This window comes from Pseudomonas sp. AD21 (assembly GCF_002878485.1).
Classification (GTDB): Bacteria; Pseudomonadota; Gammaproteobacteria; order Pseudomonadales; family Pseudomonadaceae; genus Aquipseudomonas.
Genome location: NZ_NQYG01000001.1, coordinates 222,117 through 248,111 on the forward strand (window position 1 = coordinate 222,117; position 25,995 = coordinate 248,111).

The window sequence follows — 25,995 nt, forward strand, 5'->3', positions numbered from 1 at the left end:
AAAAAGCCCGGCGCTGCATGACAGCCCGGGCTTTCCAGAGACGCAGCCCTCAGCGGGCGGCGCCGAGCTGGCCTTTTTCGTCGGAGAACACAATTTCCACCCGACGATTCTGTGCCCGCCCGCGCTCGGAAGCGTTGGCGTCCACCGGGTACTCGTCGCCGTAACCTTCGACCTGAATGCGCTTGTCCTCGATGCCGAGGTCCATCAGCACATCGGCCACCGCTTGTGCGCGATCACGCGACAGCTTGAGGTTTTCCTGTTTGCCGCCGGTGCTGTCGGTGTAGCCCTCGATACGCACCACGCGTTTCGGGTTGAGCTGCAGGAACTGCACAATTTTCAACACTACGCGGTTAGCCGAGTTCTTCAGCTCCGCTTCGCCGGTGTCGAACAGCACATCGCCGAGGGTCATCACCAGGCCGCGATCGGTCTGAGTAGTGGCCAGCGCGACGATCTGCTCTTCGAGCCACTTGCCCTGCTGCTGCACGCTCAGCAGTTTGGACTCGCGAAGGGCCAGTTGCAGGCGCTGGCGTTCCAGCTCGAGCTTCGCCGCACGCTCTTCGTTGAGCACCAGAGTGGTGTGCTCGCGGGCGATTTCGCTGTAGCGCTGGCTCAGGTAAGCGTAATGCGCAACGTCCCAGCCGCTGCCCCAATAGGTCGACAGCCGATCGGCCCGGGCCAGCGACTCACCCGCGCGGATCACGTCTTTCGGCGCGATGCGCAGCACGTTGGAGTCTTCCTTGACCTTCTGGAAGTCGCTGCTGGCCTGCTGCAGGGCGGCTTCGCTGTGTTGGCCGGCGCAGCCGTAGAGGCTCGCGCAACCGGCCAGAATCAGTCCGCCGAGGGCTTTTGACTTGAGGTTCATTGGGCATCTCCCAGTTGCTTGCGCAGACGGATGATGCGGGTGTTCAGCACATTCAATTGCTCTTCGCTCTTTTGCGTCAGCACTTTGGCTTCGGCCAGACGCGCATCCAGCTCGGCCTGCTCGGAACGCATGCGCGCGTTCTTGAACGACTCATCGGCCATGTTGCCCTTGGCCCGGTTGAACTTGTCTTCGGCCAGTTTCATTTCCGGCATTTCATCGGCGGTCGCACCCACGGCCTTGGCCTGGGCGATGGCCTGCTCGGTCAGACGCATTTGTTCATTGGGTGCCGGATCGTTGGCGCAGCCGGCCAGGGCCAGAACGGCCATGGCCGCGAAAAGAGGTCGAATACTCACTAAGAATCCCTACTGTTTTGGGGCACTGACAGATGGCTGCGGCTGTTGCTGCTGCGCCTTCCAGCGCTCGATGTTGCGTTGCAGCGCGGCTTCGGTCAGTCCGGACGCGGGCAATTCTGTCATCTTTTTAGCGAGCTGTCCGCGCAACCACGGATCGTTGCAGGCCGAGTTGTGCGAAACCGCGAGGAACAGGCCCGGTCGGTCGATCGGTTGCTCGAAGGCCAGCAGGTCATTGGCCATGCCCAATGCCTGCGCGGCAGCCATGCCCGAGTAGCGCCCGGCGAGTACATATTCCACTTCACCCAGCAGAAGTTTCTGAAAGGTCTGAGTGATGTTTGCCGTGCGCGTCAGGGTCAGATTCTGCTCGGCGAAAGTACCGAATTCGTGAGTCATTCGAGACTTTTCCGACAGCCCGCCAGTGTGCCCGTGCAGGTCTTTGGCTTCGCGGTAGATCAGCGTCGAGCCTTTGCGCGTCCACACCAGGTAGTCGTTTTCCAGCAGTGGCGGATAGATGTAGTCGAGGTTTTCCAGCTCGTTGAACATCAGCGGCGTGTCGGCCAGCATGTCCATGCGCCCACTGCGCACCTCATCGAGGGCCTGCGCGCGTTTGCCGGCGTAAAGCAGCTCGACCTTGATGCCGAGGTCCTTGGCCACTTGCTGCAACAGGTCGGCACTGGCGCCGATCAACTGTTTAGGGTTCTGCGGGTCCTGCCACAGGTACGGCGGTGCGTCCGGGCTGCCGGTAACGACGAGGCGCTCGCATTTGCCGGCAGCCGCAGCCATCCCCGGCAAGAGGATCAATCCCAATAACAACCTGCGGCGCAGATCCATGGCAACACGCTCCACTCAAATCCGAAACAAAAAAAAGCCCGACCAGAAGGCCGGGCTCTTTATAAGTGAAGCCGCCGGATTAGACCAGCTTCTCCAGCTCAGGGACTGCTTCGAACAGATCCGCCACCAGGCCGTAATCGGCCACCTGGAAGATCGGCGCTTCTTCGTCCTTGTTGATCGCAACGATCACCTTGGAGTCTTTCATGCCGGCCAGGTGCTGAATCGCGCCGGAGATACCGACGGCGATGTACAGCTGAGGCGCAACGATCTTGCCGGTCTGACCGACCTGCATGTCGTTCGGAACGAAACCTGCGTCGACCGCGGCGCGCGAAGCACCGACGGCTGCGCCCAGCTTGTCGGCCAGCGCGTACAGGTGTTTGAAGTTGTCGCCGTTCTGCATGCCGCGGCCGCCGGAAACGACGATCTTGGCAGCGGTCAGTTCAGGACGATCGGACTTGGCCAGTTCTTCGCTGACGAAGCTGGAGGTGCCGGCATCGTGCGCAGCAGCAACGGCTTCAACAGCCGCCGAACCACCTTCAGCAGCAACCGGGTCGAAACCGGTGGCACGTACGGTGATCACTTTGATTGGAGCAGTCGACTGCACGGTAGCGATGGCGTTACCGGCGTAGATCGGGCGCTTGAAGGTGTCAGCGCTTTCCACCGAGATGATCTCGGAGATCTGGTCAACGTCCAGTGCAGCGGCTACGCGCGGCAGGATGTTTTTGCCGTTGGAAGTGGCGGCAGCCAGGATGTGGCTGTAACCCTTGCCCAGCTCAGCAACCAGCGGAGCAACGTTTTCTGGCAGCTGATGCGCGTAAGCGGCATTGTCAGCATTCAGGACTTTACTCACACCAGCGATTTTTGCCGCAGCTTCAGCCACGGCGCCAGCGCCTTGACCTGCAACCAGCACGTGGATGTCGCCGCCGATTTTGGCAGCAGCAGCAACAGTGTTCAGCGTGGCCGGGGCCAGCACTTTGTTGTCGTGTTCAGCAATAACCAAGATAGTCATTTAGATTACCTTCGCTTCGTTTTTCAGTTTCTCGACCAGTTCAGCCACCGACTTGACCTTGATGCCCGCGCTGCGTGCAGCCGGCGCTTCGACTTTCAGGGTCTTGTTGGTGGAAGCGGTGGAAACGCCCAAAGCGTCCGGAGTCAGCACTTCGAGAGGCTTCTTCTTGGCTTTCATGATGTTTGGCAGGGACGCGTAGCGCGGCTCGTTCAAACGCAGGTCGGTGGTGACGATGGCCGGCAGTTTCAGCGAAACGGTCTGCGCGCCGCCGTCGATTTCGCGGGTCACGGCAACGCTGTCGCCGGAGACTTCGACTTTCGAGGCGAAAGTGCCCTGACCGTAGCCGCTCAATGCAGCGAGCATCTGGCCGGTCTGGTTGTTGTCGCTGTCGATAGCCTGTTTGCCCAGGATCACCAGCTGAGGCTGTTCCTTGTCGACCACAGCCTTGAGCAGCTTGGCCACGGCCAGCGAAGTCAGGTCTTCAGCGGATTCGACGAGGATGGCGCGGTCGGCACCCAGAGCCAGTGCGGTACGCAGCTGTTCCTGAGCGGTGGACGGGCCGATGGAGACGACGACGATTTCAGTCGCAACACCTTTCTCTTTCAGGCGTACGGCTTCTTCCACTGCGATTTCGCAGAACGGGTTCATCGACATCTTGACGTTGGCGAGATCGACGCCGGAATTGTCCGCCTTGACGCGAACCTTGACGTTGTAATCCACAACGCGTTTGACAGCTACAAGAACCTTCATGGATTCCTCGTTACTCTCCGGTGAAAAGAAAGTCGCCTAGGCGAACCTGGCGGTTGATGCTCATCGGGCACAAGGGCACCTCTAAAAACGCCGGCTGGGGGCGATGACCGTTCGTCAGTGGTGACCAACAAGTCATGGATCTGCACGGTGTGTAAACTGCGCGCCGGACCTGCGCTGCGCATCACCTTCAACTGCCTGTGCCCTGTCTTTAGAGGTGCTCTTGAAACCGCCAGTCTGCCTACGACGAGCGCAAAACCGCCCGTATCTTGACCGGAACGCCTATTCCGGTCAATACGGCAAAATGGTCGTTCATAAGCCGCGCTTCTTTGATTTCTCTGGGCTGGAGCCAATTCAAACAAACGTTTGTATTGGACGCTCGGAGTGGTGTAGATATAATGCGCCGCCTAGAGAGAAAGGTGGTTTGCCCATTATTACCCTTGACGTTAACGTAAAGGCAATAACGGATGCGACACCGAACCTCCAAATTAGAAAAAAAACTGTTGAGCCTTGAGTAGGAGATAGCCTGTGGAACGCGAATACATGGAATTCGACGTGGTCATCGTCGGTGCCGGCCCCGCTGGCCTGTCCGCCGCCTGCCGTCTGAAGCAGAAGGCCGCCGAAGCCGGTAAGGAAATCAGCGTCTGCGTGGTCGAAAAAGGCTCCGAAGTCGGCGCACACATCCTTTCCGGCGCCGTATTCGAACCACGCGCTCTGAACGAACTGTTCCCGGACTGGAAAGAACTCGGCGCCCCGCTGAACACTCCGGTCACCCGCGACGATATTTTCGTGCTGAAAAACGCCGAAAGCGCGCAGAAAATCCCTGACTTCTTTGTGCCCAAGACCATGCACAACGAAGGCAATTACATTATTTCCCTGGGTAACCTGTGCCGCTGGCTGGCTCAGCAGGCCGAGAACCTGGGCGTGGAAATCTACCCGGGCTTCGCCGCTCAGGAAGCATTGATCGACGAAAGTGGCATCGTGCGCGGGATCATCACCGGTGATCTGGGCGTCGACCGTGAAGGCAACCCGAAAGAAGGCCTGTACACCCCGGGCATGGAACTGCGTGGCAAGTACACGCTGTTCGCCGAAGGCTGCCGTGGCCACATCGGCAAGCAACTGATCAAGCGCTACAACCTCGACAGCGATGCCGACGCCCAGCACTACGGCATCGGCCTGAAAGAGATCTGGGAAATCGACCCGGCCAAACATCAGCCAGGCCTGGTGGTGCACACCGCCGGCTGGCCGCTGGACATCATGGGCACCGAGAACACTGGTGGCTCGTTCCTCTATCACCTGGAAAACAACCAGGTCGTGGTCGGTCTGATCGTTGACCTGTCCTACAGCAACACTTACCTGTCGCCGTTCGACGAGTTCCAGCGCCTCAAGCATCACCCGGTGCTGGCTCAGTACCTGGAAGGCGGCAAGCGCATCAGCTACGGCGCTCGCGCAATCTGCAAAGGTGGCCTGAACTCGCTGCCGAAAATGGTCTTCAAGGGCGGCGCGCTGATCGGCTGCGACCTCGGCACCCTGAACTTCGCCAAGATCAAGGGCAGCCACACCGCGATGAAGTCCGGCATGCTTGCCGCAGAATCGGTAGCTGACGCTCTGTTCGCTGAAAAGGACGGCACTGAAGAGCTGACGTCCTACGTCGACGCGTTCAAAAAGAGCTGGCTCTACGACGAACTGTTCGCCAGCCGCAACTTCGGCCCGGCGATCCACAAGTTCGGCGCGATCGTCGGCGGTGGTTTCAACTGGCTGGACCAGAACATCTTCGGCGGCAAACTGCCGTTCACCCTGCACGACACCAAGCCGGATTACGCTTGCCTCAAGCTCGCGGCCGACTGCAAGAAAATCGACTATCCGAAGCCGGACGGCAAGCTCAGCTTCGACAAACTGAGCTCAGTGTTCATCTCCGGTACCAACCACGAAGAAGAACAGCCTTGCCACCTGAAGCTGACCGACCCGAGCATCCCTATCAGCAAGAACCTGCCGCTGTACGACGAACCGGCGCAGCGCTACTGCCCGGCCGGTGTGTACGAAGTGATCACCAAGGAAGACGGCGAGAAGCGCTTCCAGATCAACGCTCAGAACTGCGTGCACTGCAAGACCTGTGACATCAAGGATCCTTCGCAGAACATCACCTGGGTCACGCCGGAAGGCGCCGGCGGCCCGACTTACCCGAACATGTAAGTCGTATAGCTGAACAACGAGGCTCCCGAATTGGGGGCCTTTTTGTTGCTCATAGCTTTTTGTTTCACCACAAAACTACTGTAGGAGTGAGCCTGCTCGCGATAGCGTTGTATCAGCCAGCATCATCGTTGACTGACACACCGCTATCGCGAGCAGGCTCACTCCTACAAAGGATTTGTGCAGACTCAGGCAACGCGTTCGTCACCCGGGCTGCGCTCGAAGTAGCGCTTGTACTCGCGACTGAACTGCGACGTGCTCTGATACCCCACCCGATGCGCGACCTGCGCCACGCCCAGCCCCTCGGCGATCAGCAAGGTCTGCGCCTTGAGCAACCGCAAGCGCTTCAGGTACTGCACCGGCGACAGCAACGTGCTGCGCTTGAAGTGCTCGTGGAAGGTCGAAACACTCATGTTGGCGCAACTGGCCAGGGTCTCGACATTCAGCGGCTCGGTGTAATGCGCATGCAGATGACTGATCGACGCCGCAACCCGGGCGAACTGTCCCTGCTGCTCGACCAGCGCGCGCAACACATCGGCCTGCGGCCCGCGCAACGCAGTGAACAACAATTCACGCACCCGCGCCGGCCCGAGAATCTGCCGCTCCAGCGGATCGTGCAGGCAGCGTAACAAGCGTTCGACGCAGCCGCGCATGTCATCGTCGAGCACCACCGAGGTCATCGACTCCGGGGTCTGCGCCGGAATGTGCCGCCCCGGCGCCAGCCCCATGGCCAGTACCAGCTCGCCGAGCAGCACCCGGTCGATCGCTACCGACACCCCCAGCAACGGCGCATCCGGCAAGGCAAAGGTTTCGCACTCGAATGGCACCGGCAGCGCCTGAATCAGGTAGTGCCCGGCGCCATATTCCATAGTGCGCGGACCGAGGAACGCCAGCTTGCTGCCCTGGGCGATGATCATCAGGCTCGGCTCATAAATGTGCGGGCCACGCGCGACGTCACAACTGGCGCGCAACACCTGCACACCGGGCAGCCCGGTCTGGCTGTAACCGTCGCGGAGCGCCAGCGGTTCGATCAGCGAAACCAGCGTGGCATTGGCATCAAGGTGGCGGGTCAACTGCATCGGAGGGGTCTTCAAAAAAGTCACGGAAAAAGGCATGCAAGCATCATCGCAGATCCTTTTGCCAATGCGCTCGCCCAGACCTGCATGCCGGAGGATTAGGCATGAGAGCCGGAGGAATCGTCATGGCCGCAGCGGCGGACGACGCCCAGAATGCGCCACCTCACCTGTCACTGCTTCTGCGAGGTTCCTCATGTACACCGCTATCGGTTATGCCGCCCAATCGGCCACCACCCCCCTCGCCCCGATGAAATTCGAACGCCGCAGCCCTCGAGCTGACGACGTGGCGATCGCGATCCTGTACTGCGGCGTCTGCCACTCCGACATCCACCAGGCGCGCAACGAATGGGGCATCGCCGTGTATCCGCTGATGCCCGGCCACGAGATCGTCGGAAAAGTCACCGCCGTCGGTGCCAACGTCACTCAACATAAAGTAGGCGATCTGGTCGGTGTCGGCTGCATGGTCGACTCCTGCCGCACCTGCGCTGCCTGCCAGCAGAGCCTCGAGCAATACTGCCTCGAAGGCCCGACCATGACTTACGCCACCCCGGACCGGGTCGATGGCAGCAACACCATGGGCGGCTACTCGGACAGCATCGTCGTCAGCGAGCACTTCGTGGTGCGCATCCCGGAGAAACTCGACCTGGCCAGCGCCGCGCCGATCCTTTGTGCCGGCATCACCACCTACTCGCCGCTCAAGCACTACGGGGTCAAGGCTGGCGACAAGGTCGGGATTCTCGGCATGGGTGGCCTTGGCCACATGGGCATCAAGTTCGCCAAAGCGATGGGCGCCGAAGTCACACTGTTCACCCGCTCGGCGAGCAAAGCCGAGGAAGGTCGCCGTCAGGGCGCCGACCATGTGATCATCTCCACCGATGCCGAACAGATGGCCGCCGCCGCAGGTCAATTCGACTTCCTGCTCGACACCATTCCGGTGCAGCACGACCTCAACCCGTACCTGCAAACCCTGCGCTTTGATGGCGTGCACATTCTGGTCGGGCTGATCGAGCCGATCGCCCCGCCGGTGCATGCTGCCAATCTGGTGCTGGGCCGCCGGGTGCTGGCCGGTTCGTTGATCGGGGGCATCGCCGAAACCCAGGAAGTGCTGGATTTCTGCGCCGAGCACAACATCACCTGCGATATCGAAATGCTCGACATCCGCCAGATCAACGAGGCTTACGCCCGCATGATCGCCGGTGACGTGAAGTACCGCTTCGTGATCGACATGGCGACGCTGAAGCTTTAATCCTTCAAGGTTCGTACCTTCAAGGCTTATACCTTCAAGCCAAGCTCCGCCGACAGCCGGGCTGTGACCCCTTTGATCAGGGGGATCAGCTCGGCCATTTTTTCCAGCGGCATGTACGGCACGGTGCTGGCGATGCTGATCGCCGCCACAATGCGCTTGCTCGCATCGCGAATCGGCGCCGCCACGCAGCGGATCGACGGTTCATTGTCTTCCAGATCGAACGCGTAGCCGCCAACCACGTACTCGGTCATGCGCTGCTCAAGCTGTTCCCACGACTGTTGGGGATGCTGCGGCCAGAACTGACTTTTCCCACCCGCCGGCAGGCTGATGTCGTACAGCCGCTGCCAATCCTGCGGCGCATCGTCGAGCATCAAGGCCTTGCCGATCCCGGTGCGCGCCAGCGGCATGCGATGGCCGACCCGCGAACGCATTTCCGGGCCATTGCGCCCCGGATTCTTCAGCAGGTACAAGACCTCGTCGCCTTCACGAATGCCCAAGTGCACGGTGTCGCCGGTCAGGGCCGACAACTCGTCCAGATACGGCCCGGCCAGACTCACCAGCGGCAACTCTTCGCGCGCCTGAAACCCCAGCTCGATCAGCTTCGGCCCCAGCAGATAGCCGATTTGCGGCACCACGCGCAGGTAGCGCTCGTCCACCAGGCAACTGGCCAGACGATGGGTGGTGCTGCGCGTGGTGCCGATCAGCCGGGCGATCTCTTTCAGATCGCGGGCGCCACTGGCCACCGCCTGCACCACACCCAGTCCGCGAAGCAGCGTCTGGGTGCCGGTGGGTGCGGCGTCCTTGGTTTTTTCCGGGGCGTCTTCCTGCATATCCAGCCTTTACCGTTGAGCGAGGGAACGGGCGGCATTATGGTCGCCCGATGTGGACCACTACAACTCGATACGCTCGACCTTGCCCACCAACAGCACGTAGGACAACGCACCGATCAAGGCCAGCACGGCGATATAGGTGATCGCCGGGGCAAACGAATCGCCGCTGGCGAGAAAACCGATGACGATCGGCGTGGCAATTGCCGACAGGTTGCCGATGAAGTTGAACACCCCGCCGGTCAGCCCCAGCAACCGCGCCGGCGCCAGTGTCGAGACCAGCGACCAGGTGATCGACGCCAGCCCGTTGCCGAAAAACGCCAGCGCCAGGAAGGCGATCACCAGCGGTGTCGACTCGACAAAGTTGGCGCCAATGATCGAGGTGGAAATCAACAGCCCGCCGATGATCGGCAACTTGCGCGCAAAGCCCACACTGCAGCCACGCCGAATCAGCAAGTCGGAAAAGAACCCCGAACACAGCACGCCAATGAACGCGGCGAGAAACGGCAGCGACGCCAGTAGCCCGGACTTGATGAAGTCCATGCCACGGTATTTCACCAGGTAGGTCGGGAACCACGTCAGGAAAAACCACAGCGTCGAGTTCAGGCAGAACTGGCCCAGGTAGATGCCCCACAACTTGCGTTTGGTCAGGACGATACCCAGATCGGTCCAGCTGAATCTGGCTTTGACCTTGGCGGTGTCGGCCTGGATATCCACCAACCCGCCGCCCTCGCGAATCAGCTCGATTTCGCCTTCGTTGGCGCCCTTGAAATCTCGCGGCTCGCGATACACCGCGTACCAGATCGCCGCCCAGACAATCCCCGCCGCACCGGTGGCGACAAACACCATGTGCCAGCCGAACTCATGTTGCAGCCAGGCCAGCACCGGGGTCAGAAATGCCAGCCCGACAAACTGCCCGGAGGTGTAGAAACCAATCGCCGTGGCCCGTTCGCGCTCGGGAAACCAGGTGGTCACCACGCGGCTGTTGATCGGATAAGCCGGAGCTTCCAGCGCGCCGACCGCCATGCGCAGCACAAACAGTGCGATGAAACTCGCGGCAAAGCCGAGCATCACCGTGGCCAGCGACCACAGCAACAGCGCGACGCTGTACAGAATACGCGGCGGCACCCGATCTACCAGCCAACCGCCGGGGATCTGCATCGCGGCGTAGGTCCAGCCGAACGCGGAGAAAATCAGCCCGACGTGAACGGGATCGATGCCCAGCTCGCTGGTCAGCGCGGGCGCGGCAATCGACAGATTGCTGCGGTCGAGGTAGTTGATGACCACGGTGATGAACAGCAACACCATGATGAAAAACCGCTTGCGGCTGGGCGTGACTAAAGACGCCTGCCCGGTGAGGGTTTGCGGTGGCATGGGGAGTGCCTCTTCTTATGATTATTGAGGTCGGCCTATGGCCTGATCGTTCCCACGCTCCGCGTGGGGATGCAGCCCGGGACGCTCTGCGTCCCAAAAGCGGACGCAGAGCGTCCATTGAGGCATTCCCACGCAGAGCGTGGGAGCGATCTCATCGGGTGTGTCAGGCAGGACTCACCACTCGGCGAAGCTGCCATCGGCATGGCGCCAGATCGGGTTGCGCCAGCGGTGGCCGACGGCGGCGCGTTCGATCACGTATTCCTCATTGATCTCGATGCCCAGCCCCGGCCCGTTCGGGATCTTCACGAAGCCTTTGTCGTAATCGAACACCCGTGGATCCTTCACGTAGTCGAGCAAGTCGTTGCTCTCGTTGTAATGGATGCCCAGGCTCTGTTCCTGGATAAACGCGTTGTAACAGGCCGCGTCGAGTTGCAGACACGCCGCCAGCGCAATCGGCCCCAGCGGACAATGCAGCGCCAGCGCCACGTCGTAGGCTTCGGCCATGTTGGCGATCTTGCGGGTTTCAGTGATGCCGCCGGCGTGCGAGGCATCCGGCTGGATGATGTCGACGTAACCTTCGCTCAACACCCGTTTAAAGTCCCAACGCGAGAACAGCCGCTCACCGAGGGCAATCGGCGTGCTGGTCAGCGGCGCCAGTTCCTTCAGTGCTTCGTAGTTTTCGCTGAGCACCGGTTCTTCGATGAACATCAGCTTGTACGGATCGAGTTCCTTCATCAGCACCTTGGCCATCGGTTTATGCACCCGACCATGAAAGTCGACACCGATACCGACGTTCGGCCCGACCGCGTCACGCACAGCGGCGACGTTGGCCAATGCCAGATCGACTTTCTCGAAGGAATCGAGGAACTGCAGCTCTTCGGTGCCGTTCATTTTCACCGCCGTGAAGCCACGGCTCACCGCCTCTTGAGCCGCACGCGCGGTGTCGGCTGGACGGTCACCGCCGATCCACGAATACACGCGAATCTTGTCACGCACCTGGCCACCGAGCAGGTCACTCACCGACACCCCGAGGGCCTTGCCCTTGATGTCCCACAGCGCCTGATCGATACCGGCCAATGCGCTCATGTGAATCGCGCCGCCACGGTAGAAACCGCCGCGATAGAGCACGGTCCAGATGTCTTCGATATTGCGTGGGTCTTTGCCGATCAGGTAGTCGGACAATTCTTCGACGGCAGCCGCGACGGTGTGGGCGCGCCCTTCAACCACGGGCTCGCCCCAACCGGTCACACCTTCGTCAGTTTCGACCTTGAGGAAGCACCAGCGCGGCGGCACGATGAAGGTGGTGAGTTTGGTGATTTTCATCTCTGCTCTCTTTTGTAAATGCAGCTCTTATTAGATGCAGCGCACGCAGCGCCAAAAAAGTCTTAACGAAGCGCCTTCCACGCGGCCACGTAGGCCTTGGCATTCGCCGCCACCTGCTCCGGCGTCATGCCCGGTTTGAACAGCCCGGAACCGAGGCCGAAACCTTTCACGCCGGCATCGATAAACGCCTGCATGTTGTCCGGCGTGATCCCGCCGACCGGCGCCAGCACCGTCCCCGCTGGCAACACCGCCAGCCAGGCCTTGACCACTGCCGGGCCCATCTGCTCGGCCGGAAACAGCTTGAGAATGTCCGCGCCCTCCTCCAGCGCCGCGAAGGCTTCGGTCGGCGTGGCGACACCCGGCGACAGAAACAGCCCTGCCGCTTTTGCTGCGCGTAAAACCTTGGCATCACTGTGCGGCATGACAATCACTTGGCCGCCGGCTTCTTTCACCCGCTCAACCTGCTCCGGCGTCAGCACCGTGCCGGCACCGATCAGGCAATCGGCGGGCAAGGTCGTGCGCAGAATGCGGATACTTTCGTACGGCGCAGGGGAGTTGAGCGGTACTTCAATGACGCGAAATCCGGCCGTATACAGGACTTCTCCGACAGCGGCGGCTTCCTGCGGATGCAGGCCACGCAGGATCGCGATCAGACCGTTTTGCGCCAGTGCTTGCTTGAGCATGTCAGGCCTCCAGTCAGGGTTAACGGAATGAGGAATCGATCAGTCCTGCGGCCAGCGCTAGTTGCCACAGACCACGCTCGGTGGCCTGCTCGGCCAGGGTTACCCGGGCGAAACCGCAGGCGTCGAGCGCACGGCTGTAGCGGGCGCACAACTGCGTGTTGCCGATGAGGATGATCGAAGGAAGCTGTGCACTGTTGCGACGGCGCCGTTGCACGGTGGCTAACGCTGCCAACTCGTGGCCGATCAGCAGGCCGGACAGATAATCCGGTTGCGCGGTAGCGCCGAGTTCACCGGTCAGGCCCAGGCTGCGGGCGCTGAACAGGGTCGACAGCACGCCGATCTCGCCTTCCGACGACTGCGCCACCTGCACGCCGCGATCGAATGCCTCGGCGTCGAACGTCCTGCTGTGCTGTTGAGTACGGCCGAGAATGCTGTGCTCACTGAGCACGGCGAACACTTCGCCGGTCATGAAGGTGTCGAAGCGAGTGATGCAGCCGTCGGCCACTTCCACCCATTTCGAATGACTGCCCGGCAGGCCGATCAACAGATCATTGCCCGCCTCGACCGGCAGATTCTGCAGGACGCCGAGGACCTGGGTTTCTTCGCCGCGCATCACGTTCGGCAGCGCCGAACGCTGAATCACACCCGGTACGATATGCACATCGACACCGCGAAGACTGCCAACGGTTTGCAGGGATTTTCCGAGATCGGCGACGTTGGCCGGCGTATCGCGGTAGGACGCTTCGCGCCAGCCTTGAGCGCTGCCGACCATGCCACAGGCAATCACCGGCAAATCGGGTTGCGCATCGAGCCAGTCGCCGCACGCCTCGTCGAACGCCAATTCAAAACCATCGGCGCATTCACGACCGTTGATGACTCGCGGCGTCTTCGGCAACTGCATGATCCCGAACGACAGCGACCGCTGCGCCAGCACCTGCCCGCCCGCCGCGAGTTTGTAAGCACGTAGGGAGGTCGTCCCCCAATCGAGCGCGATCAATTGCGCCAGCATCGCTTCACCTGTTTTGTTATTGGCAGTGAGTGAGCTGGACTATAGACCTCTCAGGCGGGAAATCTCAATATGTAATTTTACATCCCATATTTTGGGATACCCTCAATCCAAGGCGTCCATCGCTCGACAGGGTCCAGGTTCTTTTTGAGGATGACGCTCAATGATTCATGCTCACTCGCTCCCACCTCATGCGTACGACCCTGTTCGTCGGCTATGCCTGGCTCCTGACGTCCATCTCCTCGAATGATGATGTATGCCGCCTGCGGCGCAGGCGTTCTCTCTGCTTCTGAAACAATCCGCAATTTCGTCCTGTTCGGCGCAAAGGAGGCCAACATTCCGGCATAGGGCAAATCACTGCATAGCCCGAGACTGTCGATCCGGTCATATCCTGCTGCCAATTCATAGCGCCAACGCACGATGCACACCGACGCAAGTGGCAGCAATGAACGCGGCTGGTCAGAGGTTTTAAGCGAGACACGCGACGGTGCCACACGAGGGTTTTCCAACTGGGCAATGAATCGCGACGTGGGGATGTACATGACTCTTGAGTAGTAGGCGACATACGGAAACGCGGTGATCACCACCTTGCATGGAATGTATTCCTGCGGTTCGAGGATCTGCACCAATTCAACGGGCCTGACCCACTCCCGGCCGTCGTTGAGGGCGTGATTCTTCAGGTTGATCCTTGCAAACATCTCATACCGGCGGTCGCCTTCGATCAAACGCATTTCACTGACCGTCCCCGAAGCTTCCAGAGCGATCTGATGTTCGACGGAAAAATTCAGGTCACCCTTCAACGAGCAATGAATCGAGGTTCCAATCTGGCCCCTCAGTCCATGCACTTCATACAAATCGATGAGGTTTCGGTCAGAGGTGAAACGCAGATCGTACAAGGAAGAAAATGCGTGATTGATCGAGACAAATTCAAGCCGGGCAGGTGGAACGTCGAGATGCAGGCAGGACGAACACATCAAGAAACTACTCAACAGCAGCCATTTGCAAATACGTAAGTTCAACGTTCCTCCTCCATAGTCAGAACGCGAACAAAATCGGAGGCTGGAACGCCCATTGGTCTTGAGTAATAACGCCCATAGCCATAAGCGGAGGCATAAAACCGGCATGCCAAAGCATTGTGAGAATTCAACAACCCCAAGAGCTCTTTCGAAGAAATGAAGGTATTCGAGCCGTACTCATGGTCGGTATGAACCGCAATCAGCTCCGCCGAGTACTGATACCTGGTCTGTGAGTCCTTGCGATCAACTTCAACCATCATGCCATCCAGATAGTCTGACTCACCCTGCCTTTCAGAGAGTTCCACTTTTGCGCCCAGATAGCAGGCCAACCCTTCATAGGTCTGGTTTCTACCAGCATTGACGTCGAAGAATTTCAGCAAATCCTTATCCGAAGAAAACCGGACATTAAAACGTTCGTAACCAGGTACATAGCTTACAGACTCAAACTGTATATCTATGGGCGGCACTGGCGGGGTTTTCGTGCAAGCACTGCACAGAAACAACAAACTCACACCTATATATTTTCTCAAAATGCATTCCGTCAATACTGAGCCTTCGCGTTCAACAGTTCTTTGCTAGGGAGGTGCATAAGGTTAGAGAAGTAAGTCGTGTACGTTGTGGAATGAACCCGAAACAAACAAACGATAGAGTCTTTTTTGAGCAAGAAAGGGGTCAAAGTATCTCCTTGCAGATATCGCTCACCACCACTACTATTTTCAGACTCACTAAAAATCACGTTAGCCCTGTAAAGCGCTGGCTCAGCCGACACCTTCTCAACCAAACCAAATCCCGATTGCTTTATATGATGTGCTTGAGAAAAATCCAGATCATCGCTGAGCGAGCAAACCAGTCCCTCACCAATATAAGACTTGAACAACCCAAGAATTTCCACATCCGAAGTAAAATAAACTTGATACATATCAGTATCACGAAACCTTTCAACTTTCGAAAACTGGAGCGTGGCGATTGGCCGACCATGATATAAAGAGCAACCAGAGACGACCAACATCAAAAACATCAGGAATATTTTTCTCATCAAATTTTCCTCTTGGTGTTATCAAGTATCGACTCATTAAATATCTGCCGAGCAGTCATTCCATTCGATAATGGTTGCACGAACATCAAGTTCGCATCCGCATGATTTATATCAACCCGCCCCATAACGTCCGGCCCCTCAGTGATTTCCCATTGTTCCCCAAAATCAGCAACAAGGTCAGAAAAATTCCAGTCCTTGGCAGCGGCTCTGATATTCACCCAATAATCCGCTTTCGGCTTGGGCTCTTGCCTATATATTTTCGAGATTCCATAAACGATTTTCCCGTGCCCCACGGGGTCTAAAGTCACAAGCATTTTCACTTTAAAACCACGATCGGTTAAAACGGCAGATAGATGAGCACCGTTCCAGCCGCCCAGACTATGACCAATTATATAAACTGCGGTATCGCAGCTATTAATTTCTTCGATAACATTCTTATTCAGATCCTCTTCACTCATAAAGTGATTGTATCCGAGTGAGCGCGACTTGCAGTACTGTGTAACTCCAAGCGGCCTCGCATCTTCAGTGGTTATTTTTTTAACGTAGTCAACGTTATAGTTCGGCCCAGTGACATAATATCGCTCTTGATCACCCGCTCCACCAACAAAAAATATCATGACATCGGGAATACTAACTGAGACCTGCTTGACTGTCTGATCGGTCTTGCAAGTTAGCACGTGACTTTTAACTTCCCTTTTCGCTACGGGAGCAACTGGCGCTTCAGCTACCACACCTCCATCAGCCATTTTTATTTACTCCACAAACAATTTAATGGTTTCAGCCAAATGCGAACTGACGGTATGCGTAAATCCCGAAGCATCCGTAATGCCATGTTCTTCACTGCCGTCACCACGCTGGATTGTGTAGGGGTGATAAGGAACAGGCTCTCCGGTCGAATCATTCACTACTTGCAATCTGTCTGTGAAATGCACCGGCATCGGCAACAACCCACTAAACGCCGCCCCTCCCCCGCTCTGTCCAATAATCACCGTCCCCGACCCACCGACCACGACATTGCCGTGCCCGCCAGTGCTGTCGAGCATCGCGGCGTTCAGGCCGTTGATGAATACCGTGGCGGAAACACCGCCGGTAATCGGGCTGCCGCACGCCGATTTATCGGTCATGCGCGCAGCGGGGAGTCCATCGAAGAACACGTCCGGCGAGCCGGAGACGATCGGGTTGTTGCCGTGGCCTGGCAGTGGGCAGGCGGTTGGGTCGGTGACGCGGGCAGCGGGTTTACCACTCAATTCAAAGCTCCTTGCTTCAGAGGTTCCGGGTGAGGCTGATAGAGGTCGACATCGGTCGCGGCGAAACGCCAGCGGTTGTCGACGGAATCAAACAGCGCGTGACAATGCTCGCGACTGTTCGGGGGGGTGAGGGTTTGCAGTTGTTGCCAGGATTCGTCGGCATGCCAGTGCAATTCGGCGGCGGTGGCGTCGTCGAGTTGGTTGAGCCAGGTGTTGTAACCGGTCAGCCGATGCAGTTCGTAGGTGGTTTGCAGCAGTTCGGCCATTTGCGGGCCGAAATCCAGATAGCGTTCGGCCGTCCAGCGGCCAGTTTCCGAGTAGACATACCAGCCCATCGGCGACAGCACGCCTTGGTGAAAAATCGATTGCCCGGCGGGTGCGATAAACCCGCAGCACACGTGCAGGGTCAGCCAGCCTTGATGCGCGTCGATGAACCCGTTCGGATCGAACGTGCGCAGCGGTATCACGCGGTAGTCGTCGTAGCCCGCGCTACGCGCCATCAGCTCGGCATCGAGCCGCGAGACAAACGCACGGATGGCTTTGCCACCGAGGCGGTTGACGGTGCAGAGGATGTCCACCGGTTGGCGATTAGGGTTGTCGCTTGAGCCGAGGTTTCTGACCAGACCGTACAGGCGGATCGACGCCCGTAGTCCGCTCATCGCCGGTCACTCGTTGACGCAGCGAAGGCTCCACAGGCGTGGAGAAAGTGTGCCAGAGGCATTGCAGGTGTCGTCCGTGAGCGCGCAAAAATGGCGCGTAGAATGCCGGACTAGAGCGGTGACGGCAATCGATTCAACATTGGATTGCCATCATTTACCTCAGCCCTCGGCAAACTCGCGCAACACCTTGCCATCCATGCGATAGCGCACCCACTCTTCCTGCGGCTGCGCGCCAAGGGATTTGTAGAATTCGATGGCCGGGGTGTTCCAGTCGAGTACGCTCCATTCGAAGCGTCCGCAGTCGTTGGCGCAGGCGATTTTCGCCAGGTGTCGCAACAGGGTTTTGCCGGCACCGCCGCCGCGTTGTTCGGGGGTGATGTAGAGGTCTTCGAGGTACAGGCAGTTGCTGCCCAGCCAGGTCGAATAGCTGAAGAAGAACACCGCGAAACCGATCGGCACTCCGTCACGCAGGCAGATCAGGCCGTGGGCGGTGGCGCCTTCGCTGAACAGGCTGCGCTCGATGTCGGTGACGCTGGCGATCACTTCGTGGCGGGCCTTTTCGAAATCTGCCAGTTCGGTGATGAAGGCGAGGATTTGCGGAGCATCGCTGGGGGTCGCCGGGCGGATTTCGATCGTCATGGACGGGCCTTGTCGGAAAATGGAAAGCGCCATACTAAGGCCGGATGCGGCGCTCGTCACATGGCAATACACAACCTGTCTAGTACAGTGGCGAGGGGATTTATCCCCGATGGGGCGCGAAGCGGCCCTGACCAAGGGGACTGCTGCGCAGTCCATCGGGGATAAATCCCCTCGCCACAGAAGCTCAACTCAACTTGAAAGAACACTTATGCCTGCCAGCGTTTTTGCCCCTCTGATCACCCTCGCCAGCGAACTGCTGCCCCACGCCCTCGAACCCTCCGACGACGGCGCCCACGACCTCGCTCACCTGCAACGGGTCTGGCACAACGTGCGCACCTTGCAGGCCGAGGAAGGTGGTGACGTTGAAGTGCTGCTCGCCGCTGTGTTGCTGCACGACTGCGTGGCTGTCGAGAAGAACTCGCCGCTGCGCTCGCAGGCTTCGCGCCTCGCCGCAGAGAAAGCCGCAAACGTGCTGGCTGAACTGGATTGGCACGAAAGCAAAATCGCCGCTGTCGCCCACGCCATCGAAGCCCACAGTTTTTCCGCCAACATCACCCCGCTCACCCTTGAGGCGAAGCTCGTCCAGGACGCTGACCGGCTCGATTCATTAGGCATGCTCGGCGTCGCCCGTACCTTCTACGTCGCCGGGCGCATGGGCAGTGCGCTGTACGACCCGCTCGACCCCGAAGCCAAAGCACGCGACTACGACGACAAACGTTTTTGTCTCGATCATTTCCAGACCAAACTGTTGCACCTCGCCAAGGGTTTCCAGACCAGAGCCGGTCAGCGGCTGGCGCAGATCCGTCATCAGCGCCTGCAGGGCTTCATGGAGCAATTCAAGGAGGAAATCGGTATCGCCTGAAGCCGTTACTCCGGTGCGCAGCGATCCTGACTTCAGCAAGCTCGGACCTAACCCGCGCCCATGGCATGTTAGATAGATGACGCTCAACTCTTCCGGTCAAGGAATCGCGTCATGCCGCCAGCAACACCCCAGGTCTCGGGCCGACTGTTCGGCCTGTTCTGCCTCGCCAGTTATCTGTTGTCGCTGTCCTACGGCTCAACGTTTTTGCTGTCGTTGCTGATCGGCTCGCGCGGCGGTAATGAGCACGACGCCGGCAGTGTGATCAGTGCGGCGATGCTCAGTACATTCGTCGCCGTGCTGGTGTCCGGGCACCTGTCTGACCTGCTCGGTGCGGCGCGTTCGATTGCCTTGTTCGGCCTGTTGCTGGTGGCGGCGAGTCTGGGTTTTGCACTGACGCCGGGGTTCGGTGATCTGCTGCTGTTTTTCGGTTTACTGCTGGGTTTGGGCTGGGGCGTTTTCTACACGTTGGGGCCGATCATCGTCGCCAGTCTGGTGAGTCCGGCGCAACGGGCGAAATACTTTGCCTTGTTGTCCGGCAGCATGATGACCGGTATCGGCAGCGGGCCGTTGCTCGGGCGGGCAGCCAGTGCCTTGGGCCTGCCGCTGACCTCGGCGTTTTATCTGGCCGCGCTGGCGAGCCTGATCGGCGTGCTGCTGTTCTGGCAACTCGGCGCAAAACTGAAAAGCGCACAGGCCACAACGGCTGCAAAAATCACCTGGCAAGCGACCACTCAAGTGCTCGGATCGCGCGCCCTGTTTCCGATCATCATGGTCGGTTTGGGTGGCTGCGTGTTCGGCGGGCTGTCGAGCTTCCAGACCAGTTACGCCGCCGCCCACTCGCTGGACTACTCGTTGTTTTTCCTTGGTTTCATGAGCGCGGCGATCAGCAGCCGGATGTTGATCGCAGGCTTTGTGGTCAAGCGTGATCCGCTGTGGGCCTCGTGCCTGCTATCGGGGTTGATGCTGGGCTCGATCGTGCTGTTCGCGTTCGGCGTAAACAGTGGCTTCAGCTATCTGCTGGCGGCGGTCATGCTCGGTGTCGGTTATGGCCTGACGTATTCGGTGATCAACGGCCTCGCCGCCAACGAGGCGCCCCACGGCACCACGTCCCAGGCACTGCTGCTGTTCAGTCTTTCGTACTTCATTGGAGTGTTCGGTTTCCCATTATTGGCCGGGAAAATCATCGTCGACCAAGGCCTGTCGACGCTGTTGCTCACCGTGCTGAGCGTGGCGCTGACGAACTGGCTGATCACGGTTGGCCGTTTGCTCTGGCGGCGCCCTCCTTTCAACCCTGTGCAGGCAAGCTAGACCGTTCGTCGTTCATCAGGCACCAATCCAGCTCAAGGGCAGACCAACGACAGGTAAGGATTCCAATCACTGGAGAAACCCTATGATCTCGTCAAGGTTGACTGCCCTCGTTTTCAGCGCCCTGCTCTGCCCAGCGGCTTTTGCCGCCACCGCAGCAGGCACCGGCCCGACCGATCCGGTTCCACCGCCACGCGCGCCCGCCATCAATAGTGCTCCCGGCATGAACACCGATGGCTCCGGCGTTCCCTTGATCAATCAGCCGCCCGCCACGGGCACTGATCCGCGCACCCAAGGCAGTGATCCCGGCCGCCAGGGTGGCATGAACACCCCCGACTCCCCCGCTACACCCGATAGCGCCGGCCCTGGCATGGGCTCGAAAACCACCACCGGTGGTTCGGGCTCCGAAGGCACCGGTCAGTAGTTCGCCGACGCGAGCGTCCTATTCACATCCATGAAGAGGTAACCATGAACGTCGATAAAAACCTGGAAAAAGAAGTCCTCACCCGTCTGCTGCACGCCCATCCGAGCGGACTGGGCAAAGAGGTGCTGGACAACTATCGCGGTGAGAAAGTCGTGGCCAGCACCCTCGCCGCCCTGCAGGATCGCGGGCTGATCCACCACGGTCATGTGACCTGCAACGAGGCCGGCGAACACTCGTTGAACCTGCCGATCAAGCTTAGCGCCGCCGGTGTAGAAGCGGCGCGCAAACTGGATCTGCAGTAACGTCCCGGCCGTTCGCCGCCTGCGCGGGGAACGGCCACATCTGCCTGCAACAGGAGCAATCCCATGGCTCGTGGAAGCAAAGACAAATACACCGCCGAGCAGAAGCGCAAGGCGCAGCACATTGAAGACAGCTACGAGAACAAAGGCCTGTCCAGGGACGCTGCCGAGGCCCGTGCCTGGGCCACGGTGAACAAACAGTCGGGCGGTGGCGAAAAGGCCGGCGGCTCCGGGCGCAAGAAACCGGCGAGCGCCAAGTCCGAGGATCGCAAGGAATCATCGCGGCGCGCGGTGGCCAGTCGTGAGGGGCATGCGCGTGACAGCAAGGCTTCGCGGGAAGTGCAGACCGTGGACAGTTTGAGGAAAGAGGCGCGGGCGAAACAGATTCCAGGACGTTCGTCGATGCGTAAGCAGGAGTTGATCGAGGCGTTGCGCAAGGCTGGCTGATATCTGTATTGGTGCTTATGGCCCCTTCGCGAGCAGGGGGGGTTGTGAACGACGCAAATCCAATGTGGGAGCGAGCCTGCTCGCGAAAGCGGTAGATCAGGCGCCGCCGGAATCGAGGATAAACGCATCCACCTCTGCCGCCCCCGGCGAAGTCGCCGGCCCCCAGCGCGTCACCGCGATAGCCGCTGCCGCATTCGCACGCCGCGCCGCTTCATGGGCAGACAAACCCTGCGCCAATCCCGCGACGAATACCCCGGCATGGGCATCACCCGCGCCGTTGCTGTCGACTGCTTTCACGGCGAACCCCGGTACATGCCGACGCTCGCCGCGCTGGTGGATCCAGCAACCCTGCGGCCCGTCGCGCACCACCATCAGCACGTCATCGGGCAGATGCTCGGCCAGGCGATCCAGGGCATCACTGATGTCCGCAGTTGCGGTGAAGCGCAGCGCCTCGACGCTGTTGCTGGTCCACACATCGATGCGCGGCAACAGGGCCTGCATCAACACCGAGTCCGGCGACTCGACCAAGGGGCCCGGATCGAACACCATGTTGATCGTATCCGGCAGCGCCAGCGTCCAGTCCAGCAGCGCCTGCGCCTTGCCGGCGTGGAGCAGGCTGTAGCCGCTGACGTAGACGTAATCGCCAACCTCGGCCGCCACGCTGTTCAGGTCGTCTTGCGTGACCTCGCCTTCAGCGCCGATGTAGGAAATGAAACTGCGCTCGGCCGACGCATCGGTCAGCGCCACGCATATCCCTGTGTCGCGTTGCGCAGGCGTTTTGATCCCGATGTGGATGCCCTCTTCATTCATCGCCTGGCGCGCCAGGTCGCCGAAACGCCCACTGCCATGGCGGCCGAGATAAACCACCGGCAAGCCATTGCGCACGGCAGCGGCCATCACGTTGAAACCACCGCCGGCCTCGAAACCGGCCGACTTCGCCAGCACATCGCCGCCGACTTGCGGCAGCTGATCCACAGCCATGATCAGGTCGATGATGACCTGGCCGGTGTGCAACATCTTAGGCATGAGCATTCTCGACTTGCGCGGCGCGGCGATCTTTCGCCCCGCCGAGGACCCAGTAAATGCCACCGGCGACCACGAAAGTCACGATCCAGCCCAGACCGTTGTGACCCAGCCAGGAGTCGGACAGGAAACCCTTGAACCAGACGTTCTCGGCGGTGGTGCCGATGGTGGTGAAACTGAAGCCCAGCACGATGGCAATCGCCCACGCGCCGAATGCGCGCCACTCGATGCCGCCGCTGTACCAATAGGCGCTGCTCGGACTGACGTCGAGCAGGTCTTTGGGGCTGTAGTAGTGACGGTGAATCAGGTCGACCACGAAGATCCCGACCCACGCGGTAATCGGCACCGCCAGCAGCGAAATGAAGGTGATGAACGGGCCGTAAAAGCTGTCGGCGATCAGCATGAAGTAGATCGAACCGGCAAAGATCGCGACGATATCCACCACCACCGCATAAACGCGTTTGACCTTCAGGCCCAGGGTCAACGTGGTCAGACCGGCGGAGTACACCGAGAGATTGTTCGACAACAGCAGGCCACCGAATGCGGTGATCAGGTACGGCACCGCCATCCACGTCGGCAGCATGTCGCGGATCGCCACGATCGGATCCGTCGCCGACGCCAGGTCATTGTTGCCCACCGACAGCAGGCCGCCGAGGGTGATCAGCAGCACCAGCGGAATCCCCGCGCCGAATGCCGCCGACGCGACCAGACGCACGGCTTTGACGCTGCGATGCTGATAACGCGACATGTCGGCACCGGCGTTGGCCCAGCCGATCCCGGTGCCTGCAGCCATGGTGCCAATGCCGATGATCATCGCGCTCATCGGCGCGGGTGTAGCGTTGAACACAGCGCTCCAGTCGATGGTCGCGCAGAGGAAGCCGCCAACCAGAATATTCAGCGCACCGAACACATAGGTCGCCCACTTCTGGATTACCAGCAGGGTCGCATGGCCAAGGCCGGAAACCGACAGGGTCAGCAAAACGAAAATCGCAATGAAGATCAGCGTCAGCACGGGTGCGCTTTTCGCTTCAACCGGGGAGCCGAACAGGATTGAGCAAAGCGACAGCAACACGAATGCCGCCGTGGTGGTGTTGACGGTTTCCCAGCCCAGACGCGACATCAGCGAGACCAGCGTCGGGCCGATGTTGCCGCGTACGCCGAAGATCGCGCGCGACAAGGTCAGGCTCGGTGCACGGCCACGACGGCCGGCAATCGAGATGATCCCCACCACCGCGAACGAACCGGCTGCACCGATGATCGCGACGATGATCGCCTGCCAGATCGCCAGTCCGCGAAACGCCACCAGCGTGGCGCCCAGCGGCAGACCGAGAATGGAAATGTTGGCCGCGAACCAGACCCAGAACAATTGCAGCGGATGGCCGTTGCACTCGGCGTCCGGCACCGGTTCGATACCCCGGGTTTCCAGTTGCCCGGCGCTTTGCCCGGCGTTTGATGAACTCATGAACAGTGCTCCTGTTTGCCTTTATTGTGGTTGTGGCAATGATGCAGTACGACAAGACATCCCGGCCTTCCTCGGCCTGTCTGCGCGATCCATTGCGGGTTGAAAATTCGAAATTTTCGGTGCGGCCTTCGCGAGCAGGCTCTCTCCCACACCTGTGGGAGCGAGCCTGCTCGCGAAAGCGTCAGCCCGATCAGCGCAAAGCCAACAGCCCCTGCACCAACGGCTCAAGCTCCAGATGATTGACCGCTTTCACCGTGGCAATCATCGGCGCCGGCCAGCTCTCAAGGCCCAGGCAGGCCCCGAGCATGGCGCCAAGTATCGCCGCGATGGTGTCGGTGTCACCGCCCAGGCTGGCGGCCATGCACAACGCATCGAACGCGCTCATCTCACCCACCGCCACTTGCTGCGCCAGGGCGAACGACACCACCACCGACTCCTGCGATGCCACCGACGTGCCGATCACGTCGTACAGCAAGTCCGCCAGCAGCGCCTTGTCACTGTCGACGCTGATGCTGCGCGCCCAACTGATGCGCGAAGCGATACGCCCGCCGGCGACCCAGTGCCCGTGTGCCTCGGCCTGTTGTGCAATCTGCTGGCCGAGGTTCAACGCCTCGCCCAGGTCCATGCCGTTGATTCCGGCCGAGACCACTGCCGCCACCGCCGCCGCACTGGAAATCCCCAGCGTGGTGTTGTGGGTGACCTGACAGGCCTGCACCACGGCCGCGATGAAACGCTGTGGATCAGCCACGTCCGCCGCGATACCCACCGGGGTGATGCGCATCGCCGCGCCGTTGGTGGTGCCATAGCGCCCGGCCTCCTCTGGCGAGTGGCCGGCGAGGATCATTTCAATGGCGCGTTTGGTCGATGGGCCGAGCAGGTCCTGCGAACCCTTGGCCTGCATCTCGGCTTCCCACTCGATCAGCCGTTGGGCGAGCACCGCCGGCTCGATCCGGCCCTTGCCTTCGAGCAGCAATTGGCCGACCAGAATCGCCTGTTCGGTGTCATCGGTGATCGAACCTTTGGGCATGTTGGCGGCGATCGGTTGCAGGGGCCCTGCGTCCTGCAGATCAGTGATCCGGCCGAAGCGGGTCTTGATCGTTTCGCGGTTCAGCGATTGCGTCGGCATGCCCAGCGCATCACCGAGGGCCAGGCCATAAAACGCACCGAGGGCACGGTTGAGCGCGGTCATTTCGATTCTCCAAATTGCAGGTGCAGGCGGAAATGCACCGGGTCGAGCAGGCTTTCGACCTGCTCCATGAAACGGTTCCGCCGGTCGTAAGTGGTGCGCAGGGCCTTGAGGAAAACGGTGCCAACCGGGCGCCCGAGCAGTTCGGCATCTTCGGCATTCAGCGGTTCGGCGCCGATCCACTGATCGCCGCGCTCGCCGATGTAGCCGTAGGCGGCCAGGGTGATGGTCAGCGAGTTGTCGATCAGACCGACGCGCGGCAGGCTTTCCAGGCCGCCGGTGGCCGGCATCAACGAGCGTTCGAGGGACACCAGCGTGCCGTCGTTGGAGCGACGACGGCGGTCGAGGGTGATGAATTGGTCGGTGCCCAAACGCGAGAGCAGGTCGGGCCGGGTCACGGCTTGCAGACGCAACACTTCGGTGTTGATCAGCGCCCCGCTGTCAGCCAGCGCCTGCGCCCAGCCGCTGCGCTGGTCGAGCACCACACCGTCGAACGTGACGATGGAGCCGACGCCGCTTTGCGTGGCGATGTAGTTGCGCCGTTTCAGTTCGGCCAGCGCTTCGCGCAACGTGCCACGGCTGACGTTAAATTCCTGAGCCAACTGATGCTCGCCGGGCAACAGAAAGCCGTCCTCCATGAGGCCGCTTTCGATGCGCCGGACGAGCTCGTCGACCACCCGTTGTTTCTTGTCAAATCGTACCTGTCTAATCATGTACAAAGTGATACCCGAAACGGGCATTGGCGAGCAAGGAAAATTTAGAGGTAGTGACGAAAGGCGGCAGAATCAAAAGCCCCTCACCCTAGCCCTCTCCCTGTATGTACCGGACACATGGTGGACAGGTGTTCGGAGACATGGTGGACA

The 25,995-nt window shown here is 60.0% G+C and carries 29 protein-coding genes; 7 read left to right on the forward strand and 22 right to left on the reverse strand.

From position 1 onward, the window contains the following. Positions 1-49: 49 nt before the first annotated feature. The 5 genes from PseAD21_RS01015 to PseAD21_RS01035 all read right to left on the reverse strand — a co-directional run bounded on the left by PseAD21_RS01015 (position 50) and on the right by PseAD21_RS01035 (position 3,805). Positions 50-862 (reverse strand): OmpA family protein, encoded by an 813-nt coding sequence (locus PseAD21_RS01015; RefSeq protein WP_102354113.1) that lies wholly within the window; start codon positions 860-862, stop codon positions 50-52. Beyond that, on the reverse strand, positions 859-1,215 hold the full coding sequence (locus PseAD21_RS01020) for a DUF4398 domain-containing protein (protein WP_174823771.1): 357 nt from the start codon (positions 1,213-1,215) through the stop codon (positions 859-861). The genes PseAD21_RS01015 and PseAD21_RS01020 overlap by 4 nt, the downstream gene beginning before the upstream one ends. A gap of 9 nt (positions 1,216-1,224) precedes the next feature. Continuing rightward, the gene (locus PseAD21_RS01025) at positions 1,225-2,046 is read right to left on the reverse strand and encodes an ABC transporter substrate-binding protein (RefSeq protein ID WP_102354115.1); all 822 of its coding nucleotides are present in this window, start codon (positions 2,044-2,046) and stop codon (positions 1,225-1,227) included. 79 nt (positions 2,047-2,125) lie between these two features. Beyond that, positions 2,126-3,055 (reverse strand): electron transfer flavoprotein subunit alpha/FixB family protein, encoded by a 930-nt coding sequence (locus PseAD21_RS01030; protein WP_086794169.1) that lies wholly within the window; start codon positions 3,053-3,055, stop codon positions 2,126-2,128. Continuing rightward, complete coding sequence (locus PseAD21_RS01035) at positions 3,056-3,805, reverse strand: electron transfer flavoprotein subunit beta/FixA family protein (protein ID WP_003226982.1); 750 nt, start codon at positions 3,803-3,805, stop codon at positions 3,056-3,058. Positions 3,806-4,330: 525 nt separating this feature from the next. Here PseAD21_RS01035 and PseAD21_RS01045 point away from each other — a divergent pair. Next, positions 4,331-5,995, forward strand: a complete 1,665-nt coding sequence (locus tag PseAD21_RS01045) for an electron transfer flavoprotein-ubiquinone oxidoreductase (protein WP_102354117.1) — start codon at positions 4,331-4,333, stop codon at positions 5,993-5,995. Positions 5,996-6,180: 185 nt separating this feature from the next. Here PseAD21_RS01045 and PseAD21_RS01050 read toward each other — a convergent pair whose 3' ends face one another. Further along, entirely contained in the window at positions 6,181-7,071 is an 891-nt protein-coding gene (locus PseAD21_RS01050) for an AraC family transcriptional regulator (protein WP_102354139.1), read from the reverse strand. A gap of 190 nt (positions 7,072-7,261) precedes the next feature. Here PseAD21_RS01050 and PseAD21_RS01055 point away from each other — a divergent pair, with 190 nt between their 5' ends. Further along, positions 7,262-8,314 carry an NAD(P)-dependent alcohol dehydrogenase gene (locus tag PseAD21_RS01055; RefSeq protein WP_102354118.1) on the forward strand — a complete coding sequence of 351 codons (1,053 nt, stop codon included), beginning with the start codon at positions 7,262-7,264 and terminating at the stop codon, positions 8,312-8,314. Positions 8,315-8,340: 26 nt separating this feature from the next. Here the strand turns inward: PseAD21_RS01055 and PseAD21_RS01060 are convergent, their stop codons facing one another. The 12 genes from PseAD21_RS01060 to PseAD21_RS01115 all read right to left on the reverse strand — a co-directional run bounded on the left by PseAD21_RS01060 (position 8,341) and on the right by PseAD21_RS01115 (position 18,124). Then, on the reverse strand, positions 8,341-9,144 hold the full coding sequence (locus tag PseAD21_RS01060; protein ID WP_102354119.1) for an IclR family transcriptional regulator: 804 nt from the start codon (positions 9,142-9,144) through the stop codon (positions 8,341-8,343). 60 nt (positions 9,145-9,204) lie between these two features. Continuing rightward, the gene (locus PseAD21_RS01065) at positions 9,205-10,515 is read right to left on the reverse strand and encodes an MFS transporter (protein WP_102354120.1); all 1,311 of its coding nucleotides are present in this window, start codon (positions 10,513-10,515) and stop codon (positions 9,205-9,207) included. Positions 10,516-10,689: 174 nt separating this feature from the next. Beyond that, the gene (dgoD, locus tag PseAD21_RS01070) at positions 10,690-11,838 is read right to left on the reverse strand and encodes a galactonate dehydratase (protein ID WP_102354121.1); all 1,149 of its coding nucleotides are present in this window, start codon (positions 11,836-11,838) and stop codon (positions 10,690-10,692) included. A gap of 62 nt (positions 11,839-11,900) precedes the next feature. Beyond that, a complete protein-coding gene (locus PseAD21_RS01075) occupies positions 11,901-12,521 on the reverse strand; it encodes a 2-dehydro-3-deoxy-6-phosphogalactonate aldolase (RefSeq protein ID WP_102354122.1) in 621 nt (206 codons plus the stop codon). A gap of 19 nt (positions 12,522-12,540) precedes the next feature. After that, positions 12,541-13,530, reverse strand: a complete 990-nt coding sequence (locus PseAD21_RS01080) for a 2-dehydro-3-deoxygalactonokinase (RefSeq protein ID WP_102354123.1) — start codon at positions 13,528-13,530, stop codon at positions 12,541-12,543. A 77-nt stretch (positions 13,531-13,607) separates the two neighbouring features. Then, positions 13,608-14,546, reverse strand: coding sequence for a hypothetical protein (locus PseAD21_RS01085; RefSeq protein WP_102354124.1), 939 nt, complete (start codon positions 14,544-14,546; stop codon positions 13,608-13,610). After that, a complete protein-coding gene (locus PseAD21_RS01090; protein ID WP_146011249.1) occupies positions 14,543-15,055 on the reverse strand; it encodes a hypothetical protein in 513 nt (170 codons plus the stop codon). Before PseAD21_RS01090 ends, PseAD21_RS01085 begins: the two co-directional genes overlap by 4 nt. Positions 15,056-15,084: 29 nt before the next feature. Further along, the gene (locus PseAD21_RS29705; RefSeq protein WP_178082072.1) at positions 15,085-15,579 is read right to left on the reverse strand and encodes a hypothetical protein; all 495 of its coding nucleotides are present in this window, start codon (positions 15,577-15,579) and stop codon (positions 15,085-15,087) included. Next, on the reverse strand, positions 15,579-16,325 hold the full coding sequence (locus PseAD21_RS01100; RefSeq protein ID WP_102354126.1) for an alpha/beta hydrolase: 747 nt from the start codon (positions 16,323-16,325) through the stop codon (positions 15,579-15,581). The genes PseAD21_RS29705 and PseAD21_RS01100 overlap by 1 nt, the downstream gene beginning before the upstream one ends. A 6-nt stretch (positions 16,326-16,331) precedes the next feature. Then, on the reverse strand, positions 16,332-16,826 hold the full coding sequence (locus PseAD21_RS01105) for a PAAR domain-containing protein (RefSeq protein WP_102354127.1): 495 nt from the start codon (positions 16,824-16,826) through the stop codon (positions 16,332-16,334). Beyond that, positions 16,823-17,485, reverse strand: a complete 663-nt coding sequence (locus PseAD21_RS01110; RefSeq protein WP_102354128.1) for a hypothetical protein — start codon at positions 17,483-17,485, stop codon at positions 16,823-16,825. Before PseAD21_RS01110 ends, PseAD21_RS01105 begins: the two co-directional genes overlap by 4 nt. A gap of 159 nt (positions 17,486-17,644) precedes the next feature. Beyond that, complete coding sequence (locus PseAD21_RS01115) at positions 17,645-18,124, reverse strand: GNAT family N-acetyltransferase (RefSeq protein ID WP_003226995.1); 480 nt, start codon at positions 18,122-18,124, stop codon at positions 17,645-17,647. A gap of 208 nt (positions 18,125-18,332) precedes the next feature. Between PseAD21_RS01115 and PseAD21_RS01120 the strand changes: the two genes are divergently transcribed. From PseAD21_RS01120 to PseAD21_RS01140, 5 genes are all read left to right on the forward strand, one after another. Then, positions 18,333-18,986, forward strand: coding sequence for an HD domain-containing protein (locus PseAD21_RS01120; RefSeq protein ID WP_102354129.1), 654 nt, complete (start codon positions 18,333-18,335; stop codon positions 18,984-18,986). A 111-nt stretch (positions 18,987-19,097) separates the two neighbouring features. Next, a complete protein-coding gene (locus PseAD21_RS01125; protein WP_102354130.1) occupies positions 19,098-20,294 on the forward strand; it encodes an MFS transporter in 1,197 nt (398 codons plus the stop codon). An 82-nt stretch (positions 20,295-20,376) separates the two neighbouring features. Continuing rightward, entirely contained in the window at positions 20,377-20,715 is a 339-nt protein-coding gene (locus PseAD21_RS01130) for a hypothetical protein (protein WP_102354131.1), read from the forward strand. Positions 20,716-20,759: 44 nt separating this feature from the next. Continuing rightward, on the forward strand, positions 20,760-21,017 hold the full coding sequence (locus PseAD21_RS01135; RefSeq protein WP_102354132.1) for a hypothetical protein: 258 nt from the start codon (positions 20,760-20,762) through the stop codon (positions 21,015-21,017). Positions 21,018-21,080: 63 nt separating this feature from the next. Continuing rightward, positions 21,081-21,461: a Rho termination factor N-terminal domain-containing protein gene (locus tag PseAD21_RS01140; RefSeq protein WP_102354133.1), complete on the forward strand. Its 381-nt coding sequence runs from the start codon at positions 21,081-21,083 to the stop codon at positions 21,459-21,461. A gap of 96 nt (positions 21,462-21,557) precedes the next feature. Here PseAD21_RS01140 and PseAD21_RS01145 read toward each other — a convergent pair whose 3' ends face one another. The 4 genes from PseAD21_RS01145 to PseAD21_RS01160 all read right to left on the reverse strand — a co-directional run bounded on the left by PseAD21_RS01145 (position 21,558) and on the right by PseAD21_RS01160 (position 25,845). Then, positions 21,558-22,487 (reverse strand): PfkB family carbohydrate kinase, encoded by a 930-nt coding sequence (locus PseAD21_RS01145; protein WP_102354134.1) that lies wholly within the window; start codon positions 22,485-22,487, stop codon positions 21,558-21,560. Next, positions 22,480-23,946, reverse strand: coding sequence for a cytosine permease (locus tag PseAD21_RS01150; protein ID WP_102354135.1), 1,467 nt, complete (start codon positions 23,944-23,946; stop codon positions 22,480-22,482). The genes PseAD21_RS01145 and PseAD21_RS01150 overlap by 8 nt, the downstream gene beginning before the upstream one ends. Positions 23,947-24,136: 190 nt before the next feature. Continuing rightward, complete coding sequence (locus tag PseAD21_RS01155; protein WP_025113032.1) at positions 24,137-25,135, reverse strand: ADP-ribosylglycohydrolase family protein; 999 nt, start codon at positions 25,133-25,135, stop codon at positions 24,137-24,139. Then, positions 25,132-25,845 (reverse strand): GntR family transcriptional regulator, encoded by a 714-nt coding sequence (locus PseAD21_RS01160; protein ID WP_102354136.1) that lies wholly within the window; start codon positions 25,843-25,845, stop codon positions 25,132-25,134. The genes PseAD21_RS01155 and PseAD21_RS01160 overlap by 4 nt, the downstream gene beginning before the upstream one ends. Between the last annotated feature and the right edge of the window lie 150 nt (positions 25,846-25,995).

What these genes read in the sequence shown, in the direction of transcription:
- PseAD21_RS01050 (WP_102354139.1), bottom strand. Translation starts at nt 7,071, where the DNA reads ATGCAGTTGACCCGCCACCTTGATGCCAATGCCACGCTGGTTTCGCTG.
- PseAD21_RS01075 (WP_102354122.1), bottom strand. Translation starts at nt 12,521, where the DNA reads ATGCTCAAGCAAGCACTGGCGCAAAACGGTCTGATCGCGATCCTGCGT.
- PseAD21_RS01115 (WP_003226995.1), bottom strand. Translation starts at nt 18,124, where the DNA reads ATGACGATCGAAATCCGCCCGGCGACCCCCAGCGATGCTCCGCAAATC.
- PseAD21_RS01110 (WP_102354128.1), bottom strand. Translation starts at nt 17,485, where the DNA reads ATGAGCGGACTACGGGCGTCGATCCGCCTGTACGGTCTGGTCAGAAAC.
- PseAD21_RS29705 (WP_178082072.1), bottom strand. Translation starts at nt 15,579, where the DNA reads ATGAGAAAAATATTCCTGATGTTTTTGATGTTGGTCGTCTCTGGTTGC.
- dgoD (WP_102354121.1), bottom strand. Translation starts at nt 11,838, where the DNA reads ATGAAAATCACCAAACTCACCACCTTCATCGTGCCGCCGCGCTGGTGC.
- PseAD21_RS01130 (WP_102354131.1), top strand. Translation starts at nt 20,377, where the DNA reads ATGATCTCGTCAAGGTTGACTGCCCTCGTTTTCAGCGCCCTGCTCTGC.
- PseAD21_RS01150 (WP_102354135.1), bottom strand. Translation starts at nt 23,946, where the DNA reads ATGAGTTCATCAAACGCCGGGCAAAGCGCCGGGCAACTGGAAACCCGG.
- PseAD21_RS01060 (WP_102354119.1), bottom strand. Translation starts at nt 9,144, where the DNA reads ATGCAGGAAGACGCCCCGGAAAAAACCAAGGACGCCGCACCCACCGGC.
- PseAD21_RS01015 (WP_102354113.1), bottom strand. Translation starts at nt 862, where the DNA reads ATGAACCTCAAGTCAAAAGCCCTCGGCGGACTGATTCTGGCCGGTTGC.
- PseAD21_RS01030 (WP_086794169.1), bottom strand. Translation starts at nt 3,055, where the DNA reads ATGACTATCTTGGTTATTGCTGAACACGACAACAAAGTGCTGGCCCCG.
- PseAD21_RS01100 (WP_102354126.1), bottom strand. Translation starts at nt 16,325, where the DNA reads ATGGCTGATGGAGGTGTGGTAGCTGAAGCGCCAGTTGCTCCCGTAGCG.
- PseAD21_RS01055 (WP_102354118.1), top strand. Translation starts at nt 7,262, where the DNA reads ATGTACACCGCTATCGGTTATGCCGCCCAATCGGCCACCACCCCCCTC.
- PseAD21_RS01065 (WP_102354120.1), bottom strand. Translation starts at nt 10,515, where the DNA reads ATGCCACCGCAAACCCTCACCGGGCAGGCGTCTTTAGTCACGCCCAGC.
- PseAD21_RS01140 (WP_102354133.1), top strand. Translation starts at nt 21,081, where the DNA reads ATGGCTCGTGGAAGCAAAGACAAATACACCGCCGAGCAGAAGCGCAAG.
- PseAD21_RS01135 (WP_102354132.1), top strand. Translation starts at nt 20,760, where the DNA reads ATGAACGTCGATAAAAACCTGGAAAAAGAAGTCCTCACCCGTCTGCTG.
- PseAD21_RS01080 (WP_102354123.1), bottom strand. Translation starts at nt 13,530, where the DNA reads ATGCTGGCGCAATTGATCGCGCTCGATTGGGGGACGACCTCCCTACGT.
- PseAD21_RS01120 (WP_102354129.1), top strand. Translation starts at nt 18,333, where the DNA reads ATGCCTGCCAGCGTTTTTGCCCCTCTGATCACCCTCGCCAGCGAACTG.
- PseAD21_RS01125 (WP_102354130.1), top strand. Translation starts at nt 19,098, where the DNA reads ATGCCGCCAGCAACACCCCAGGTCTCGGGCCGACTGTTCGGCCTGTTC.
- PseAD21_RS01155 (WP_025113032.1), bottom strand. Translation starts at nt 25,135, where the DNA reads ATGACCGCGCTCAACCGTGCCCTCGGTGCGTTTTATGGCCTGGCCCTC.
- PseAD21_RS01145 (WP_102354134.1), bottom strand. Translation starts at nt 22,487, where the DNA reads ATGCCTAAGATGTTGCACACCGGCCAGGTCATCATCGACCTGATCATG.
- PseAD21_RS01160 (WP_102354136.1), bottom strand. Translation starts at nt 25,845, where the DNA reads ATGATTAGACAGGTACGATTTGACAAGAAACAACGGGTGGTCGACGAG.
- PseAD21_RS01035 (WP_003226982.1), bottom strand. Translation starts at nt 3,805, where the DNA reads ATGAAGGTTCTTGTAGCTGTCAAACGCGTTGTGGATTACAACGTCAAG.
- PseAD21_RS01025 (WP_102354115.1), bottom strand. Translation starts at nt 2,046, where the DNA reads ATGGATCTGCGCCGCAGGTTGTTATTGGGATTGATCCTCTTGCCGGGG.